Origin of the sequence: Kitasatospora sp. NPDC091257 (assembly GCF_044757675.1) — a bacterium.
GTDB classification, from domain to species: domain Bacteria; phylum Actinomycetota; class Actinomycetes; order Streptomycetales; family Streptomycetaceae; genus Kitasatospora; species Kitasatospora lactacystinica.
The window spans coordinates 1-18217 of the sequence record NZ_JBIVVI010000030.1 but is presented as its reverse complement, the minus strand read 5'-3'; the positions used below and the strand labels follow the sequence as shown (position 1 = coordinate 18217).

At 72.8% G+C, this 18217-nt stretch carries 19 protein-coding genes; 6 read left to right on the top strand and 13 right to left on the bottom strand.

Annotated features, from left to right (window positions below; all coding sequences use genetic code 11):
• Positions 1-349: 349 nt before the first annotated feature.
• Entirely contained in the window at positions 350-997 is a 648-nt protein-coding gene (locus ACIQOV_RS02760) for a response regulator transcription factor (RefSeq protein ID WP_359899467.1), read from the top strand.
• Between the two features lie 38 nt (positions 998-1035).
• On the opposite strand, the gene ACIQOV_RS02755 is transcribed toward ACIQOV_RS02760, so the two are convergent.
• The 4 genes from ACIQOV_RS02755 to mca all read right to left on the bottom strand — a co-directional run bounded on the left by ACIQOV_RS02755 (position 1036) and on the right by mca (position 4864).
• Entirely contained in the window at positions 1036-1962 is a 927-nt protein-coding gene (locus ACIQOV_RS02755) for an ArsR/SmtB family transcription factor (RefSeq protein ID WP_401044087.1), read from the bottom strand.
• Positions 1963-2268: 306 nt separating this feature from the next.
• The gene (locus ACIQOV_RS02750) at positions 2269-3639 is read right to left on the bottom strand and encodes a sensor histidine kinase (RefSeq protein WP_401044084.1); all 1371 of its coding nucleotides are present in this window, start codon (positions 3637-3639) and stop codon (positions 2269-2271) included.
• Between the two features lie 78 nt (positions 3640-3717).
• The gene (locus ACIQOV_RS02745; protein WP_359899461.1) at positions 3718-3909 is read right to left on the bottom strand and encodes a hypothetical protein; all 192 of its coding nucleotides are present in this window, start codon (positions 3907-3909) and stop codon (positions 3718-3720) included.
• 49 nt (positions 3910-3958) lie between these two features.
• Positions 3959-4864, bottom strand: a complete 906-nt coding sequence (gene mca, locus ACIQOV_RS02740) for a mycothiol conjugate amidase Mca (RefSeq protein WP_401044080.1) — start codon at positions 4862-4864, stop codon at positions 3959-3961.
• 236 nt (positions 4865-5100) lie between these two features.
• Between mca and ACIQOV_RS02735 the strand changes: the two genes are divergently transcribed.
• Complete coding sequence (locus tag ACIQOV_RS02735) at positions 5101-5514, top strand: DUF4307 domain-containing protein (RefSeq protein WP_359899458.1); 414 nt, start codon at positions 5101-5103, stop codon at positions 5512-5514.
• A 310-nt stretch (positions 5515-5824) separates the two neighbouring features.
• On the top strand, positions 5825-6325 hold the full coding sequence (greA, locus tag ACIQOV_RS02730; protein WP_380548767.1) for a transcription elongation factor GreA: 501 nt from the start codon (positions 5825-5827) through the stop codon (positions 6323-6325).
• A gap of 78 nt (positions 6326-6403) precedes the next feature.
• On the opposite strand, the gene ACIQOV_RS02725 is transcribed toward greA, so the two are convergent.
• From ACIQOV_RS02725 to ilvA, 3 genes are all read right to left on the bottom strand, one after another.
• Positions 6404-7261 (bottom strand): ABC transporter permease, encoded by an 858-nt coding sequence (locus ACIQOV_RS02725; protein ID WP_359914012.1) that lies wholly within the window; start codon positions 7259-7261, stop codon positions 6404-6406.
• 1 nt (position 7262) lies between these two features.
• Positions 7263-8306, bottom strand: coding sequence for an ATP-binding cassette domain-containing protein (locus ACIQOV_RS02720; RefSeq protein ID WP_401044075.1), 1044 nt, complete (start codon positions 8304-8306; stop codon positions 7263-7265).
• Positions 8307-8459: 153 nt separating this feature from the next.
• Positions 8460-9671, bottom strand: coding sequence for a threonine ammonia-lyase (gene ilvA / locus ACIQOV_RS02715; RefSeq protein ID WP_380548758.1), 1212 nt, complete (start codon positions 9669-9671; stop codon positions 8460-8462).
• Positions 9672-9793: 122 nt separating this feature from the next.
• On the opposite strand from ilvA, the gene ACIQOV_RS02710 reads away from it, so the two are divergent.
• Positions 9794-10276, top strand: coding sequence for a MarR family winged helix-turn-helix transcriptional regulator (locus ACIQOV_RS02710; RefSeq protein ID WP_387735624.1), 483 nt, complete (start codon positions 9794-9796; stop codon positions 10274-10276).
• Between the two features lie 33 nt (positions 10277-10309).
• Here the strand turns inward: ACIQOV_RS02710 and ACIQOV_RS02705 are convergent, their stop codons facing one another.
• Positions 10310-11464: a cystathionine gamma-synthase gene (locus tag ACIQOV_RS02705; protein ID WP_359914023.1), complete on the bottom strand. Its 1155-nt coding sequence runs from the start codon at positions 11462-11464 to the stop codon at positions 10310-10312.
• 262 nt (positions 11465-11726) lie between these two features.
• On the opposite strand from ACIQOV_RS02705, the gene msrA reads away from it, so the two are divergent.
• Both msrA and ACIQOV_RS02695 read left to right on the top strand, forming a co-directional pair.
• On the top strand, positions 11727-12392 hold the full coding sequence (gene msrA, locus ACIQOV_RS02700) for a peptide-methionine (S)-S-oxide reductase MsrA (protein ID WP_401044071.1): 666 nt from the start codon (positions 11727-11729) through the stop codon (positions 12390-12392).
• Between the two features lie 184 nt (positions 12393-12576).
• The gene (locus ACIQOV_RS02695; RefSeq protein WP_401044068.1) at positions 12577-12939 is read left to right on the top strand and encodes a cupin domain-containing protein; all 363 of its coding nucleotides are present in this window, start codon (positions 12577-12579) and stop codon (positions 12937-12939) included.
• Positions 12940-12949: 10 nt separating this feature from the next.
• Here the strand turns inward: ACIQOV_RS02695 and ACIQOV_RS02690 are convergent, their stop codons facing one another.
• From ACIQOV_RS02690 to ACIQOV_RS02670, 5 genes are all read right to left on the bottom strand, one after another.
• Positions 12950-13735: a hypothetical protein gene (locus tag ACIQOV_RS02690; RefSeq protein ID WP_401044065.1), complete on the bottom strand. Its 786-nt coding sequence runs from the start codon at positions 13733-13735 to the stop codon at positions 12950-12952.
• A complete protein-coding gene (locus tag ACIQOV_RS02685; protein ID WP_387695530.1) occupies positions 13732-14283 on the bottom strand; it encodes a SigE family RNA polymerase sigma factor in 552 nt (183 codons plus the stop codon). The genes ACIQOV_RS02690 and ACIQOV_RS02685 overlap by 4 nt, the downstream gene beginning before the upstream one ends.
• A gap of 76 nt (positions 14284-14359) precedes the next feature.
• Positions 14360-15667: an Ig-like domain-containing protein gene (locus ACIQOV_RS02680; RefSeq protein WP_401044063.1), complete on the bottom strand. Its 1308-nt coding sequence runs from the start codon at positions 15665-15667 to the stop codon at positions 14360-14362.
• A 200-nt stretch (positions 15668-15867) separates the two neighbouring features.
• The gene (locus ACIQOV_RS02675; RefSeq protein ID WP_359914041.1) at positions 15868-16206 is read right to left on the bottom strand and encodes a hypothetical protein; all 339 of its coding nucleotides are present in this window, start codon (positions 16204-16206) and stop codon (positions 15868-15870) included.
• Positions 16207-16728: 522 nt separating this feature from the next.
• A complete protein-coding gene (locus ACIQOV_RS02670) occupies positions 16729-18129 on the bottom strand; it encodes a cystathionine beta-synthase (RefSeq protein WP_380548742.1) in 1401 nt (466 codons plus the stop codon).
• Positions 18130-18217: the final 88 nt, after the last annotated feature.

The following is an 18217-nucleotide window of genomic DNA, read 5'->3' as shown; positions in this document are numbered from 1 at the left end:
CTGGGTGCGGCCGCGCCAGCCCTCGGGCAGCAGGCCCCCGCCCGGAGCGAACCGGGAGTCCCGGTCGTCACACCGCTCCAGGGCGTCGTACCACACCGGGTCGGCTATCGCATACGACTCGTATTTCGCGTCCACTTCGCCCTCCGCCCCCTTTCGAATATCCGCTGAACCGAATTCCGATGTTCGCCGGAACTTTCGAAGCCTCGGTGCCCCGTTCCGACAGGAACCATCCTTCCCGGACGCCCCGTCATGTGACAACAGTGTTAAGCGGGAACTGAATCCGACGCATACCAGGCGGAATCCCGGCCTTCACTTCGGAGGCACCGAAAGCCCGTGCGATCATGACGCCATGAAGACGCGTGTCGTGATCGCCGACGACCAGGCGAGCGTCCGCCAGGGGTTCCGGCACATCCTGGCGGCCCAGCCCGACATGGAGGTCGTGGCCGAGGCCGCGGACGGCCTGGAGGCCCTGGAGGCCGTCCGCACCCTGCGGCCGGACGTCCTGCTGGTCGACATCCGGATGCCGGAGCTGGACGGGCTGGAGGTCACCCGCCGGCTGACCGGCATCACCCCGGAGGTGAAGGTCGTGGTGGTGACCACCTTCGACCTCGACGAGTACGTGCACACCGCGCTGCGCAACGGCGCCTGCGGCTTCCTGCTCAAGCACTCGGGGCCCGCGCTGCTCGCCGAGGCGATCCGCTCGGCGGTGGTCGGCGACTCGCTGATCAGCCCGCAGATCACCACCCGCCTGCTGCACCACTTCACCGGCCCGCGCCGGGTCGACCGCTCCCCCGTCGAGCCGCTGACCGGCCGCGAGGAGGAGATCGCCGTCCTGGTCGCCGAGGGGCTGACCAACTCCGACATCGGCGCCGAGCTGTTCATCTCGCTGAGCACCGTCAAGACCCATCTGGCCAACCTCCAGCGCAAGCTGAAGGCCCGCAACCGGGTGGGCATCGCCACCTGGGCCTGGGAGTCGGGCCTGACCGAGCGCGGCTGAGCCGGCCCGCCCGCGACCCGCCGCGCGACCCGGGCCCCTCATCGCAGCGCCCGTCGACGGCCCTCGACCCACCGCGGGGCCGCGCCGCCGAGGGGCCGACCCTCCCTGCCCGACGGGGCCTCACCGCGCAGCAGCGCCCGCCCCAGCGGGGCGACGGTGTGCAGCACGCCGTTGCCGCAGCGCCGGGTGTCGATCAGCCCGGCCGCCCTCAGCACGGAGGTGTGCTGGCTGACCGCCGAGGCGGTCACGCCCAGCCGCCCCGCCAGCTCGCCGGTGGTACAGCCGTCCAGCACGGCGTGGAGGGCCGCGGCCCTGGTCCGGCCGACCAGGGCGGCCAGCGGCTCGTCCCCGCCCCGGCGCGCGCACCGCGCCGCGTCCGGCGCACCCGCGGGCACGGGAAGGCCGATCCGGTCGGGACGCATCGCGAAGAGCAGCGTCGGGGCCTCCTCGGGCTCCCCGCGCCGGGGTCGGAGCACCACTCCGGCGCCCTGCAGGAAGAGCGACGGCACCAGGCGCAACCCCCGCCCGTCGAGGGCGAGTTCGACGTCCCGCTCGGCGGGGATCTCCAGCACCGGGGCGGCCCAGCGGATCTGCGGGTGCAGCGTGCCGAGCAGCGCGTCCACCCCGCCGCGGCCGGCGATCTGGCGGCGGACGTCCCGCTCCGCCTCCAGCCGGGACCGGACGTCCGCCCAGCAGGGCTCCAGCGCCACCCGGTGGAACTCGCGGACCGCCGCGGCCACATCGGCCCGCTGGACCACCGGCTCGGCGCCGCGGCCGGACGACACGATCCGGCCATTCGCCCACACCCGCAGTACGTCCCGGAAACCACCGTTGGCTCCCGAAAGGCGCCGCAGCCGCTCGGCCAGCACCGGCTGCCGCGCCAACTGCCCGCGGACGGCCCGCTGCCAGGGGCGGAAGAATTCCCCGCCGCTCCGCCACGCCTCCAGTGCCAGCACCGCCTCCATCTCCTGGTCGACATTTCCAGCAATTCGTACACGAGCCAGATCCTCGGCAGACATCGCAATGCGAATCACAGGCTGTTCCCCCGCTCGGGATTCTTGCGTCGGGACGGCCCAGGGGAACCCCGCGCCCTGATCGCCGCACCGACATCCTTGCCCGCCCACGAGGCGCGTCGCCATCGGCCGATCGGCCCATTTGATCGTTCGGAACGCCGAATCGGCCGCCGCCGGATGTGCCGAATGGCCTGGATGGACCCGTCGGCAGGCTCGAATCAGCCGTCCGGCCGGGACCGACGGAACCACCCCGCCCGGTCAGCCCCCGAGGCCCGCCACACCCTCCGTCGGCAGCACCGCGCCGACCCGCCAGCCGCCCTCCGGCCCCGGTCCGGCCGTCAGCTCACCGCCGGCCGCCTCCACCCGTTCCCGCAGGCCCGCGAGGCCGAAGCCGCCGCCCTCCCGCTCGGCCCCGCCCAGCGCGCCGCCCGCACCGCCGCTACCGCCCGCGCCATCACTACCGCCCGCCCCGCCGGAGTCCCCCGCCCCGCCCGGCACCCCGTCGTCGGTGACCGTGACGCGCAACGCCGGCCGCTCGCCGCACCGGTCCGGACGGACCTCGATCGCCACCTCCCGGGCCTCGGGCGCGTGCCGGCGGACATTGGTCAGCGCCTCCACCACCAGCCGGTAGCCGAGCCCGCTGATCGCCGCCGGCACCGCCGCCAGTTCGGCCTCCGCGGGGGCCTCCAGCCGCACCCGCGCGGAACCGCTGCGGGTGAACCGCTCGGCCAGCGCGGGCAGTTCGCTCAGGTCGCGGCGCAGAGTGCGCGCACCGGGCCCGCCCGCCGCCGCCCGCCCCGCGCCCCGTCCGGCTCCCGGGGCGGCCCCCCGGTCCGCCGTCGCCTCCGTCCCGGACCGCCCGCGCGGCTCCGGATCGGCGTCGTCCGCCGCGAAGACCTGCACGGTCCGGTCCATGGTGACCAGCGCCTGCCGGCCGGCCGCCTCGATCCCGGCCAGCAGCTCGACCACCCGCTGGGGGTCCTGCTGGGCCAGCACCTGCGCGGCCTGGGCCAGCACCACCACCCCGGTGACGTCGTGCGCGGCGAAGTCGTGCAGGTCGCGGGCCAGGTCCAGGCGCTGTGCCCGCCGCTCGGCCACCACCGCCGCCCGGGCACGGGTGTCCATCGAGCGCAGGTAGCAGCCGACCCCGACCACCGCGCAGGCCAGCAGCGCGGAGATCAGGCAGAGCTTGGTGGTCACCGCGGGCGGGGCCGGCGGTTCGGCCCAGACCCCGATCCGCAGCGGTATCAGCGCCACCGCCGCGACCAGCAGCGCGCCGTAGCCGAAGGCGGCCGCCGCCGGGGGCCTGCGCACCGCGGGGACGACCGGCGCGAGCAGCGCGACGGTCTCCAGCAGCCACCAGGACTCGATGCTGCCGAACACCGGCCCGCGGTAGCCGGCCGTCACCAGCAGCGACACCGCGCAGGCGGCCAGCACCGAAGGGCCCACCGCGCCGACCCGTCCCGGGGCCCAGAGCACCGGGAACAGCCCGGCCACCACCGCCACCGCGCCGGAGAGGACGATCAGCGGCCCCGGGTTCCCCAACCCCGCCACCGCGGCCGCCAGCACCCCCGCCGCCGCCGTTCCGTACCCCGCCCTGCGCACCACGGTGTGCCACGACCACGTCATGGTTCGGGATCCTACGAAGCCCGACGGCCCGCCAGGGCGGCTTCACCGAAGGCCGGTCCCGCGGGACCGGCCGACGGCTCACTCCTTCGGCGCCTCCGGCTGCTCGACGAAGTCGACCTTCTTGAACTGCCGGTTCATCGACTTGGCCAGGAACCAGGTCGCGACGCCGAGGGCCGCGAAGACGAGGAAGCCGAGCAGGCCGGGGGTGACCTTGGCGTCGTCGACGGCGAGGTCAGCGGCGATGTTGATGAGGTTCACGGAGGCGCTCATATCTCTATGGTGGCCCGGCTCACGCGGAGCCGGGCCGTCGGGGGGTGGTTCAGTCGCGCGTGTCGGCGGCCTCGGCCGCCAGGGTGGGGGTGCGCAGGCCGGCGAACAGGTCGTCCTCCGGCAGGTCCACGTCGACCAGGGTACGGGCGAGCTCGTAGTCCTCGGTGGGCCAGACCTCGCGCTGGACCTCCAGCGGGACGCGGAACCACGGGCCGTCCGGGTCGATCTGGGTCGCGTGGGCGATCAGCGCGCGGTCGCGGGTCTCGAACCAGTCGTCGCAGCGGACCCGGGTGGTGATCTCGCGCTCCTTGCGGCCGCTCTTCTCCCAGCCCTCGATCCACTCGCCGTACGGCGACTCGTGGCCGTGCTCGGTGAGGTACTCGTGCAGGGCCCGGATGCGGCCCATCGGGAAGCCGTGGTTGTAGTACAGCTTGAGCGGCTGCCAGGGCTCGCCGGCCTCCGGGTAGGCGTCCGGGTCGCCCGCGGCGTCGAACGCCAGCATGGTGATCTTGTGGGTCATGATGTGGTCCGGGTGCGGGTAGCCGCCGTTCTCGTCGTAGGTCGTGATGACCTGCGGCTTGAACTCGCGGATCAGCCGGACCAGCGGCTCCGCCGCCTCCTTGACGTCCTGGAGGGCGAAGCAGCCCTCGGGCAGCGGGGGCAGCGGGTCCCCCTCGGGCAGGCCGGAGTCCACGAAGCCCAGCCAGGCCTGCCCGACGCCGAGGATCGCCCGCGCCTCGTCCATCTCCTTGCGGCGCACCTCGTGGATGTTCTCCTCGATGTACGGGTCCCCCTGGAGCTTGGGGTTGAGGACCGACCCGCGCTCGCCCCCCGTGCAGGTGGCCACCAGCACGTCCACGCCCTGCTCGACGTACATGGCCATGGTGGCCGCGCCCTTGCTGGACTCGTCGTCCGGGTGGGCGTGCACCGCCATCAGTCGCAACTGCTCAGTCAACGCCTTGCGTTCCTTCCACACTCGTCGGGCGTTCCGCGAAGTCCGGGTCTGCCCACCGTTCGAACCGCTCACTCCGGGACCGCGTCGCCGCGGGGCCGGGCCGCGGAACGTCACCGGCGCGGCCGAGCCCTGCCCCCGCCGGACCGGCCGCGGGCGTGCCCCTCCTATAGTGACGGACTGGAGGAGCGTCGCATTCCCCCGCACCACCCCGCGCCCCCAGGAGAGGACGGAGTCCGATGAGTGCAGACACCACCGCCACCGGTCTGCCCGAGGGGCGCTACGGCCGCGGCGGCGACCGCGACTCGGACCGCCGCCTCAAGGTGATCGGCGCGGTCTGCGGCGTGCTCGGCCTGGGCCTGATCGCCTGGCTGGGCGGCTCCTACCTGCTGCGCGAGTCGAAGATCAACGGCTCGGTGCCGACCTTCCAGGTGCTCTCCGACTCCGAGGTCCAGCTGCACCTCACCGTGCGCAAGGGCGACGGGCAGGCCGGTACCTGCACGGTCCGCTCGCAGTCCGACGACCACGCGGTGGTCGGGGTCGCCGACTTCCCGGTCCCGGCGGCCGGCTCCAGCTACGACGCGGTGGTCACCCTGCGCACCACCGCGCGCGGCACCACCGCGGAGCTGCTGGGCTGCACCCCGGCCAAGTAGCGCGCCACGGGCAACGCGCGCCCCGGGCGGCGCACCCGCCCCCGGTAGCGCGCATATTCGATCCGGGGAGCGGGCATCCGTAGAGGGTCCCGCACACCACTGCCGTACACCAGGGCGTAACGCCGCCGTCAATGGCGCGCAAACGCCCCTCCCGCTTGTCAGCAGGACTTGTTAGTCTCGTGGTTTCGCCCCTTCCGCACCGGATGGTACGGGAGCGGGCGTTGCTTTGTAGTTGAGACCGATATCACCACCGACCCCTGCTGACGACTCACACCCTCAGCACAGCCCCCAGCACCTACGAGGAGCACCCGTGACCCAGACCAGCGAGAACGTGACCTGGCTCACTCAGGCCGGCTACGACCAGCTCAAGGCCGAGCTGGACCACCTGACCGGGCCCTGGCGCATCGAGATCGCCCAGAAGATCGAGGCGGCGCGCGAGGAGGGCGACCTCAAGGAGAACGCCGGTTACCACGCGGCGAAGGAGGAGCAGGGGAAGTACGAGCTGCGCATCCGTCAGCTGACCCAGCTGCTGGAGCGGGCCAAGGTCGGCGAGGCGCCGGCCGACTCGGGCGTGGTGGCCCCGGGCATGGTCGTCACGGTCGCCTTCGACGGCGACGCGGACGACCTCATGGAGTTCCTGCTGGCCTCCCGCGAGGTCGCGGGCGCCGACGACCTGGACGTCTACTCCCCGCAGTCCCCGCTGGGCCGCGCCATCGACGGCAAGCGGATCGGCGACGAGGCCACCTACGAGCTGCCGAACGGCAAGCCGGCCATGGTGAAGATCGTCAAGGTCGTGCCGCACGCCGGCTGATCCGGCCGCACGACAGGGGGCGGCCGCGGAAGTCCGGGACTTCCGCGGCCGCCCTCCGGTGTTCCGGGCGGCGCCCGGTCAGGCGGTCGAGGAGCGGTACTTGCGCACCGACAGCCAGGAGAACACCGCGGTGATCACGATCGACCACAGCACCGACACCAGCGCCGCGTGCTGCATCGGCCAGGCGCTGTCCACCGGCCCGACCTGGTTGCCGAACAGCACCCGGCAGGCCTGCACGGTGGCGCTGAACGGGTTCCAGTACGCGACCGGCTGGAGCCACTCCGGCATCGAGGTGACCGGCACGAAGGCGTTGGACACGAAGGTCAGCGGGAACAGCCAGATCAGCCCGGCCGAGGTGGCCGCCTCGGGGCTGCGCACCGACAGGCCGATCAGCGCGCCGATCCAGGAGAAGGCGTAGCCGAGCAGGAGCAGCAGGCCGAACGCGGCGAGCGCGTTGAGCAGGCCGTCGTGGATCCGCCAGCCGACCAGCAGCGCGACCATCGCCAGCACGACCAGGATGAACGCGGTCTGGCACAGGTCCGCGAGGGTGCGGCCGACCAGCACCGCCGAACGGGCCATCGGCAGCGAGCGGAACCGGTCCACCAGCCCCTTGCTCATGTCCTCCGCGATGCCCGCCGAGGCACCGGCGACGGCGAAGGTGACGGTCTGGGCGAAGATGCCGGCCATCAGGAACTGGATGTACGTGTCCGAGCCGGAGTTCGTGCCGGGGATCCTGATCGCCCCGCCCATCACGTACGAGAACAGCAGCACGAACATGACCGGCTGCATCAGCCCGAAGACCACGATCTCCGGGATGCGGGTCATCCGGCGCAGGTTGCGCTTGGCGACCACCCAGGAGTCGTGCAGGGCGGCGGCGGCCCCCCGGCGCTGCCTGGGCATCGCCGGGCCGATGGCGTGCTCGGTGGCGCTGCTCATCTCAGCTCTCCTTCCCGGCCGCGACGGCCTGCTTGTCCGGCCCCGGGCCGCCCTTGCCCCGGCCGCGCTCCTTGCGGCCGGCAGCGTCCTCCTCCTCGGGGCGCTCCTCGGCGACGTGGCCGGTGAGGGTGAGGAAGACGTCGTCCAGGGTCGGGCGGCGCAGGCCGATGTCGTCCATCTCGATCCCGCGGGAGTCCAGTTCGCGGATCACGTCGGCGAGCACCCGGGCACCTCCCGTGACCGGAGCGGTGATCCGGCGGGTGTTCCGCTCCACCGTCGGCTCGTTCAGCGCGTAGCCGGACAGCGCGGCGACCGCGTCGGCGACCAGGCCGGGCTCGTGCACCACGACCTCGATGCGCTCGCCGCCGATCTGCGCCTTGAGCTGGTCGGCGGTGCCGCGGGCGATCACCCGGCCCTGGTCGACGACCGCGATGTCGTGGGCGAGCCGGTCGGCCTCCTCCAGGTACTGGGTGGTGAGCAGCAGTGTGGTCCCCTGCTCGACCAGCGTCTCGATGACCTCCCAGAGCGCGAGCCGGTTGCGCGGGTCGAGGCCGGTGGTCGGCTCGTCCAGGAACATCACCGGCGGCCGGACGACCAGCGCGGCGGCGAGGTCCAGGCGCCGGCGCATGCCGCCGGAGTAGGTCTTGGCGGTGCGGTCCTTGGCCGCGGTGAGGTTGAACCACTCCAGCAGCTCCAGCGCCCGGGCCTTCGCGGCACGGTTGCTCATCTGGTAGAGCTCACCGACCATGGTGAGGTTCTCGAAGCCGGTCAGGTACTCGTCGACCGCCGCGTACTGGCCGGACAGGCCGATCAGGCTGCGGACCCGGTTGGGGTGCTTGAGCACGTCGACCCCGGCGACCACCGCGCGGCCGGAGTCGGGGCGGAGCAGGGTGGTGAGGACCCGCACGGTGGTGGTCTTCCCGGCGCCGTTCGGGCCGAGCAGCCCGAGCACCGTGCCCTCGGGGACGTCGAGGCTGACGCCGTCCAGGGCTCGTACGTCGCCGAAGGTCTTCACCAGGTTCTCGGCTTGGATGGCTGGCGCCATGGCCTTGCCTCATCTCCTCGAACATATGGGGCGATCTGTCCCACTTTGCCCTGATATTGGGCGCACGGGCGACCCGATTCTCGACCCGCGGGGCCAGAACGCGATGTATCGCGAGTCTCCCAGTACGCGATATATCGCGTCAAGGGAGAGGGCTCAGCGGGAGACCACGTACCCCGCGTCCCGCAACTCCCCGACCACCAGCGCGCAGTGCTCCGGCCCCTTGGTCTCCAGATGCAGGTCCACCTCGACCTCGGTCAGCCCCAGCCGCGGGTCGATCCGCACGTGCGCCACGTCCAGCACGTTGGCGTCCACCCTGGTCAGCACCGACAGCAGGCCCGCCAGCGCGCCCGGCCGGTCCGCCAGCCGCACCCGCAGCGACAGGTAGCGCCCGGCCGCCGCCAGCCCGTGCCGCAGCACCCGCTGCATCAGCTGGGGGTCGATGTTGCCACCGGACAGCACCGCCACCACCGGGCCCTCGAAGGAATCCGGCTGCTCCAGCAGCGCCGCGATCGGCGCCGCTCCGGCCGGCTCCACCACCAGCTTCAGCCGCTCCAGCCCGAGCAGCAGCGCCCGCGACAGCGCGTCCTCGGAGACCGTACGGATGCCGTCCGCCAGCGTGTTGACCACCTCGAACGGGATGTCGCCGGGGCGCCCGACCATGATCCCGTCCGCCATGGTGGCGAAGTGCTCCAGCGACACCGGCCGCCCGGCCGCCAGCGAGGGCGGGTACGCGGCCGCACCGGCCGCCTGCACCCCGACCACCCGCACGTCCGGGCGCAGCGGCTTGACCGCCGCCGCGATCCCGGCCAACAGCCCGCCGCCGCCCACCCCGACCAGGACGGTCCGCACCTCCGGGCACTGCTCCAGGATCTCCAGGCCGACGGTCGCCTGCCCGGTGACCACGTCCCAGTGGTCGAAGGGGTGGATGAACACCGCGCCGGTCGCCTCCGCGTACCGCTGCGCGGCCTGCAGGGCCTCGTCCACGGTGGCGCCGTGCAGCCGCACCTCGGCGCCGTACTCGCGGGTCGCCGCGACCTTCGGCAGCGGAGCGGCCACCGGCATGAACACCGTGGAGCGCACGCCCAGCAGCGCGGCCGCCAGCGCCACCCCCTGGGCGTGGTTCCCGGCGCTCGCCGCCACCACCCCGCCGGCCCGCTGCACCGGCGAGAGTCCCGCGATCCGCACGTACGCCCCGCGCAGTTTGAAGGACCCGGTGCGCTGGAGGTTCTCGCACTTCAGGTGGACCGGCGCACCGATCAGCCCGGAGAGGTACCGGCTGCCCTCCATCGGGGTCACCCGCGCGACCCCGGCGAGCATCTTCTGGGCACCGCGGACGTCGTCGAGGGTGATCGGCCAGGTGTGCATGGCGCCAGACTACGGGTGGGGGCGGCGGCAATCCGGGATGTCGGGCCTGTTCCCGGGCCCGCCCGGCCCGCGTACGCTGCTGCTTCTGAGCCTCCCTCACCGCACGACGATCGTGAGCCGCGATGACGACGACCTCGCCCCAGGCCACCGACCGCATCGACCCCGTGCACGCCCGACTCCAGTACCAGCTCGCGGTGTTCGCGCGCCGGATGGAGCAGGTCCGGACCTCCGGCGGCGGGGTCGGGGCGCTGGACCGGGCCGCCTACCTGCTGCTCGACCGGCTGGAGCGGCACGGGCCGGCCAACGTCAAGGCCCTGGCCGAGGCCCTGGGCGTGGACTCCTCCACGGTGACCCGCCAGGTCGCCCCGCTGGTCGCGGCCGGGCTGGTCGGCCGGGTGCAGGACCCTGCCGACCGCCGTGCCGTACGGCTCGCGCTGACCTCGCACGGCGTCGGCCGGCTCACCGAAGTCCGGGACGGCCGGGCCGAGTTGACCCGCCGCCTGATGGCCGACTGGCCACCGGAGGAGCAGCACGCGTTCTGCGCCCTGCTGGCCCGCTTCAACCTCGCGATGGAGACGTACACGGCGGACCAGCAGGGGCAGTGAGCGGCGACGAGGGGCCGCGGGGCCCCTACCGCCTCAGCCCAGCGCCTGCTTGAGGTCGGCCAGCAGGTCGTCGATCGACTCGATGCCGACCGAGACGCGCACCAGGTCGGACGGCACCTCCAGCGCCGAGCCCGCCACCGAGGCGTGGGTCATCCGGCCCGGGTGCTCGATCAGCGACTCGACACCGCCGAGCGACTCGCCGAGGGTGAACAGCTGCGCGCGGTTGCAGACCTCGACGGCCGCCTCCTCGCCGCCGGCGACCCGGAACGAGACCATGCCGCCGAAGGCCTTCATCTGCTTGGCCGCGATGTCGTGGCCGGGGTGCTCGGGCAGGCCCGGGTAGAGCACCTGGCTGACCTTCGGGTGGCTCGCCAGCAGCTCGGCGACCTTCTCCGCGTTGGCGCTGTGCCGGTCCATCCGGACGCCCAGCGTCTTGATGCCGCGCAGCACCAGCCAGGCGTCGAACGGGCCGGAGACGGCGCCCATCGCGTTCTGGTGGTACGCCACCTCCTCGCCGAGGCCCGCGTCGGCCAGCACCAGCGCACCGCCGACCACGTCCGAGTGGCCGCCCATGTACTTGGTGGTGGAGTGCACCACGGCGTCCGCGCCGAGCGCGATCGGCTGCTGGAGGTACGGGCTGGCGAAGGTGTTGTCGACCACCAGCAGCGCACCGGCGCCGTGGGCGACCTCGGCGAGCGCGGCCAGGTCGGTGATGCCCAGCAGCGGGTTGGACGGGGTCTCCACCCACACCGCGCGGGTGTTGGGGCGGATCGCCTCGCGGACGGTGGCCAGGTCCTGGGTGTTGGCCACGGAGAACTCGACGCCCCAGCGGGTCAGCACCTTGGCGAACAGCCGGAAGGTGCCGCCGTAGGCGTCGTTGGGGATCACGATGTGGTCGCCCGGCTTGAGGATGCTGCGCAGCAGGGTGTCCTCGGCGGCCAGGCCGGAGGCGAAGGCGAGGCCGCGGGCGCCGCCCTCCAGCGCAGCGAGGCACTCCTCCAGCGCGGTACGGGTCGGGTTGGCGCTGCGGCTGTACTCGTAGCCGCCCCGCAGGCCGCCCACCCCGTCCTGCTTGTAGGTGGACACCTGGTAGATCGGCGTGACGACGGCCCCGGTCTGGGGGTCTGCCTCCTGACCCGCGTGGATGGCGAGGGTCTCGAAGCCCTGAGGAAGCTGGTGCTCGGTCATGGGTCCGAGCCTAGTGTGCGAATGCCGTCGAGCCCGCACGAACCGACGATCGGGACGAACCCGCAGGTGGGAGCGGGGGTGCGGCGGGCCGCAAGCGCGGCGCGCGGGCCCCTTCGGCCGCCGCGACCCCATCGCTCGAACACGCGTTCAGCGCCGGGCCCGACCGGCCGCCGCCGACGGCCGCGACGGCCGCTCCCGGAATCCGGGGGCGGCCGTTCGCGTTGCACACCGTGCCAGGATCCCCGACCCGCTGGAGCAGGCCGTGCTGTTCAACCGCCACAAGACCTCGCTCGTCCCCGCCGACCAGGCGCTGCCCGGCCGGCCGACCCCGGCCTTCACCCTGACCGAGCCGCACACCGTGCTCGGGCACCCGCTGTCCGGCCCGTACCCGGACGGCCTGGAGGTGGCCGACTTCGGGCTCGGCTGCTTCTGGGGCGCCGAACGCGTCTTCTGGCAGCTCCCCGGCGTCTGGACGACGCTGGTCGGCTACCAGGGCGGCCACACCCCCAACCCGACGTACGAAGAGGTGTGCAGCGGGCTGACCGGGCACACCGAGGCGGTCCGGGTGGTGTACGACCCGGCGGTGATCCCCTACGAGCGCCTGCTGAAGACCTTCTGGGAGGCGCACGACCCGACCCAGGGCAACCGCCAGGGCAACGACGTGGGCACCCAGTACCGCTCCGCCGTCTACACCCACTCCCCGGCCCAGGCCGAGGCCGCGGCGGCCACCCGGGACGCGTTCCAGCCCTCGCTGACCGCGCTCGGTTACGGCCCGATCACCACCGAGATCGCCCCGGCGGGCCCGTTCCACCCCGCCGAGCCGTACCACCAGCAGTACCTGTCGGAGGCCAAGAACCCCAGCGGCTACTGCGGTCTCGGCGGCACCGGGGCCTCCTGCCCGATCGGCGTGGCCCGCACCCGGGGCTGACCTCCCGGGCGCCGGGAAGGCCCGGGGGCGGGCCCGGACGCGGCCCGAACGCGGCCCGGGGCGGGCCCGGGAGCGGCCACTCAACGTGACCGATCCCCGATCGGGGCGCAGACTGGAAGGGCCAGCAGGGCCGGCCCGGCCACCCGCTGGTGGCCGGGCCGTCCTCGTGGGAGAGGAGTGCGCCATGTCCGATCTCTACCAGCGGAACTTCGACGATCCCGAGGAAGTCCGTCCCTTCGAGGAGGGCACAGGGGAGCTACGGCTGGTCAACCTGGACGGCGGCCCGGTGGGCCGGGCCGTGTTCGAACCGGGTTGGCAGTGGTCCAAGCACGTGAAGCCGATCGCCGGGACCGACAGCTGCCAGGCCTCCCACGCCGGGTACGTGGTCTCCGGCCGGATGAAGATCGTCATGGACGACGGCCGGGGATTCGAGGTCGGCCCCGGCGACTTCATGCTCTGTCCGCCCGGACACGACGCCTGGACGGTGGGCCCGGAGGCCTGTGTGATCGTCGACTGGCAGGGCTTCGCGGACTACGCGAAGCGGTGAACGGAACGCCTCAGAGCATGGCGGGCGGCTTCTCCGCGGCCCCGTCCGCCGCCTGGCCGGGGCTTCCCGCCAGGAGCTTCCCGGCGGCGTCGTAGGCCCCGACGGCCGGGACGGCCTGCACCCTCCCCGTCCGGAGGTCGGCCCGCGGCAGGTCGCCGTAGTAGGAGATCCAGCCCTGCATGCCCGGGGTGGTGAGCAGGGTGGCGACGGTGGGCCTGCCGCCCACGAAGAGGACGATCCGGGCCGGGGTCGGCCCCCGGTAGTAGCTGTGCACGACGAGGCGGTCGGCCGTCTCGTTGTAGGCCAGGGTGATGCCGGGCCGGTCGTACGGCATGCCGGGGGCGGAGAGGACGTCGGTGCACGCCGTGCGCCCGTAGACGCCGGTCGCCGGTTCGACGGTGTCCTGGCAGTCCTGGGTCGGGGTCACCGACAGCCGGATCCCGGGGACCACCTCGACCTTCTCCTTCGCCGCGACCCGCTTCACCGGCGACAACGGCAGCCCGGTCGGCGTCGGCGCGGTGCGCGCCGGGACGGCGGGCGCCCCCGCGGCCGTCGCCGCCGAGGGCGCCATCGCCGCCCCGGCCTCGCCCGCGATCCGCCCGGCGTGCCGGGCGTTCCCGGCCGTCACCGCCGTCACCCCGCAGACCACGGCCACCGCGACCACGGCGGCCCCGGTCCCGGCCCTGCGCCTGGCCCGGCGGCGTCGGGCGCCCGCGATGATCACCACCGGGTCCGGTCCGACCGCGTAGGGGTCCTCGTCCTTGAGCAGTTCGCCGATCCGGCGCTCGAAGCTCATACCGTCACCTCGATGTGCGTCGTGGGACCCACCGCCACGCCGGAGCGGTCGGCGAGTTCGGGCAGTGCGCGCAGCTTCGACATCGCCCGGTGCAGCGTGCTCTTCACCGTGCCCGGGGCGATGCCCAGTTCGGCCGCGATGGCGGCCTCGGTGAGGTCTCCGTAGTACCGCAGCACGACGACCGTCCGCTCCCGGCGGGTGAGCGTGCCCAGCGCCTGGTGCAGCACGGCCCGTTCGGCCTGCCGTTCGGCGAGGTCGTCGGCGAGCGGCCGGTCGGGGACGCGTTCGATGGGCAGCTCGTGGTTGCGCAGCCGGCGCCACCAGTCGCGGTGCTGGTTCACCACGATCCTGCGGACGTACGCGGTGGGGTCGTCGCCGGTGATCCGGTGCCAGTGCAGGTAGGCGCGTTCCAGCGCCGACTGCACGATGTCCTTGGCCCGGTCCGGGTCTCCGGTCAGCAGCTCGGCCAGCCGCAGCAGTTGGCGGCCGCTCCCGGCGACGAACGCGCTGAACTCGTCGTCCTGTCGCTGCCTCTGCTCGCGTTTCACACCCGTCCTACTCCTCGGGCGGACCGCGAGGTTCGGTCCGCCCGGGAGGTTTTTCCGGCCGGGGTGCGGTGCCGGGTCAGACGGCGCTGCCGGCCTTCCAGGCGGCCCAGCCCATGTTCCAGCCGTTCAGGCCGTTGTCCGGGGCGACCGTCTTGTCGCCGGAGTTCACGACCTCGACCACGTCGCCGACCATCGAGGACTTGTAGAACTTGAAGCCGTCCGTACCGGTGTCCTGGGCGCCCTGGGCGTCCCGCAGGCCGATGCAGCCGTGGCTGGTGTTCTGGCCGCCGAAGATCGACGGCGAGGACCAGTAGTTGCCGTGGATGAAGGTGCCCGACGTGCTGAGGCGCTGGGCGTGCGGCACGTCCGCGATGTCGTACTCGCTGCCCAGGTTGACCGTCTGCGAGTTCATCCGGGTCTGGGTGTACTGCTCGGAGATCACCATCTTGCCGCCCCAGGTGGTGTGCTCGGGCGAGCCGCCGGAGATCTTGTAGACCGCGCTGACCTGGCCGTCGGTGGTGACGGTGAGCTTCTTGGTGGCGAGGTCGGCGACGCTGGTCTGGGCGCGGCCGATGGTGAAGCTCACGTCCTTGGACTGGGTGCCGTAGACGCCCTTGGCGCCCTCGACGTCCTTGAGCCGGAGCTTGAGGGTGACCTTGGTGCCCTTGGCCCAGTACTCCTGCGGCCGGAAGTCGAGGCGGGTGCTGGAGAACCAGTGGCCGACGATCTCGACGCCCGGCTCGGCTATCACCGTGATCGCCTGCTGGACGGCCTTGCGGTCGGTGACCGGCTTGCTGAAGCTGATCGAGACCGGCATGCCGACGCCGACGGTGGAGCCGTCCTCGGGGGTGAAGTAGCCCACGAAGGTGTTGGCCGGGGTCGCCGTGGTGAAGACGGCGTTGGAGTCCGCCTCCAGCTTGTCCTTGTCGAGGGCGGTGGCGGCGACGGTGTACTTGGTGCCGCTGGCGGGGGCGGCGGCCGAGGTCCAGCCGGTGCCGTCGGCGGAGAGCTGGCCGGCCAGCTCCTTGCCGGTGCTGTCGGTGACCTTGACGCTGCTCAGGGTGCCGTTGGCGACGGTGACCTTGACCGGCTCGCTGAAGCTCGCGGAGGCGGCGCCGTCGGCCGGCGCGACGGTGATGACCGCGGCCGAGGTCTTCGGGGCGCTGCTCGCACCGCCACCGGCCGGGGTGCCGCTCGCTCCGCCGGAGCCGCTGCCGCCGCCGTTGCCGTTGCCGTTGCTGCCACCGCCGTTACCGCTGCCGCCGCCGCTGTTGTCGTTGCAGGCCGCCAGCAGCAGGACGGGCGCGCCGATCAGTCCCGCGAGGACCCCGCGTCGGCTCCAGTTGCTTCCGGCCACCCGCCCCTGACCGTCCCGTGCCGTCACGTCGCGTCTCCCTGCTGATCATCCCGGGCATTACGGATACAGAAACGCAATACGCCCGTTCACGGTTCCATCACCGAAGGGTAAGCGATCGTATGAGATGACCCAACTTCCCGACGAACAGGGACAAAACGCCCGGCCCGCGGAGCGGACCGGGCGTTCACTTGCGGTGACGGCGAGCACCGTCACCCGGCGGTTCCGTCCTACTCGGCGGACCCCTCCACCTGGTACTCGTCCCACTCCTCGTCGTCCGGGTCGAACTCGGTCTGCGCCGACTCCCAGGTCGCCGAGGCGAGCTCCACGCCGGGCACGTCGCCGAGCAGCGCGACGGGGTCGATGAAGTGGGCGAGCGAACCCGACGGGTCCACCTCGATGGCCTCGACGGACTGGGCGCGCTCCTCGTCGTCGAGGTACTCGTCCGCGGTGACCGCCTCCAGGGCGGCGGCCTTCAGCGCGCCCTCGTCGGTGATCTCCGCGATGAGCTCGATCTTCACCCGGACGTAGCGCGGGGCATCCTGGTCGGTCGTTTCAGTGCTGGTCATGCGTGCGAGCGTACGGGACGGCCGCGCCCGGCGCGGAGCACGGGCGGCCGCCCGGAGCACGCCCCGCGCGCCCGGCGCGAACGGCGCGAACGGAAGGGGCCAGCCCCTCGGAGAAGGACCGGCCCCACCGTTGCCCCGCCTGGGCTCCCCCACCCGGGAGCCGCGCGGACACGCGCCGTGCGGCGCGGTGCTGCCGCGGGAGCCGCCGCACCCTGTCAGCCGGCCGGGGCCGGGCAGGGGCGGGACGACGGCGCCTCCCACGGCGGAGGACACAGCGGCCGGGTCAGGGCCACCCGATGTGTCCGGAGCCGACCGCGGTCGCCGGGGAGCCGCTCCCGGACGGTTGCCGTCGCCTCACTCGGCGTCCTGCCGTTGACCACCACGATGCCCGAGCCGTGTTAACCACGTGCTGCGGACAGGTGACGCCGGTGTACCACTTCCGCCGTGGACGAATCCTCCGCGCCCGTCCGCGGCAACGGGAGCGCGACGACAGGGCGGTGACGGGGCGCCGGTGACGCCGGGTCAGTGCTGGCTGCGACCGGTCAGGAAGCCCAGCAGGTCCTGGCGGGTGACGATGCCCTGCGGCTTGCCCTCGACCAGCACGACGGCCGCGTCGGCCTTCTCCAGCACGGTCATCAGGTTGGTGACGGTCTCGCCCGAGCCGACCACCGGCAGCGGCTTGGACATCACCTTGTCCAGCGTGTCGGTGAGCTCGATGTCCTTGGCGAAGATGCCCTCCAGCAGCAGCTTCTCCACCACCGAGCCGATCACCTCGCCGGCCATGATGTCCGGGTGGCCGGCCCCCGGGGAGACCACCGGCATCTGCGAGACGCCGTACTCGCGCAGCACCCGGACCGCCTCGGCGACCGTCTCGTTGGGGTGCATGTGGACGAACTGCGGGACGCCGCCCTGCTCGATGGACTCCTTGCGGGCCAGCACCTCGCCGATGTGCGCCTCGTCGGTGGACGAGGGCAGGAAGCCGTAGTCGGCCATCCAGTCGTCGTTGAAGATCTTCGACAGGTAGCCGCGGCCGCCGTCCGGCAGCAGCACCACCACGACGTCGTCCGGCCCGAGCCCGCGGGCCACCTCCAGCGCGGCCACCACGGCCATGCCGCAGGAGCCGCCGACCAGCAGGCCCTCCTCCTTGGCCAGGCGGCGGGTCATCTGGAACGAGTCCTTGTCGGAGACGGCGACGATCCCGTCCGCGACGCCGCGGTCGTAGGCGGTCGGCCAGAAGTCCTCACCGACGCCCTCGACCAGGTACGGCCGGCCGGTGCCGCCCGAGTAGACCGAGCCCTCCGGGTCGGCGCCGATCACCTGGACCTTGCCGCCGGAGACCTCCTTCAGGTAGTTGCCGGTGCCGGAGATGGTGCCGCCGGTGCCGACGCCCGCCACGAAGTGGGTGATCTTCCCCTCGGTCTGCTCCCACAGCTCCGGGCCGGTGGAGTGGTAGTGCGAGGCCGGGTTGTCCGGGTTGGAGTACTGGTCCGGCTTCCAGGCGTTCGGGGTCTCCCGGACCAGGCGGTCGGAGACGTTGTAGTACGAGTCCGGGTGCTCCGGAGCGACGGCGGTCGGACAGACGACCACCTCGGCGCCGTACGCGCGCAGGGTGTTGATCTTGTCGGTGGACACCTTGTCGGGACAGACGAAGATGCACTTGTAGCCCTTCTGCTGGGCCACGATCGCCAGGCCGACACCGGTGTTGCCGGAGGTCGGCTCGACGATGGTGCCACCCGGCTTGAGCGCGCCCGAGGCCTCGGCGGCCTCGATCATGCGCATCGCGATGCGGTCCTTGACCGAGCCACCGGGGTTGAAGTACTCGACCTTCGCCAGCACTGTCGCGCTGATGCCCTCGGTGACCTTGTTCAGCTTGACCAGCGGCGTGTTGCCGACCAGGTCGATGATCGAGTTGTGGTACCGCACGGGGATCCTCCCGGAGTGTGGGCGTGCGACTGCTTATCGGTACTGCAAAGCGTAGGGCGTGGCACCCGCCCCGCGGTTCCCCTCCTTC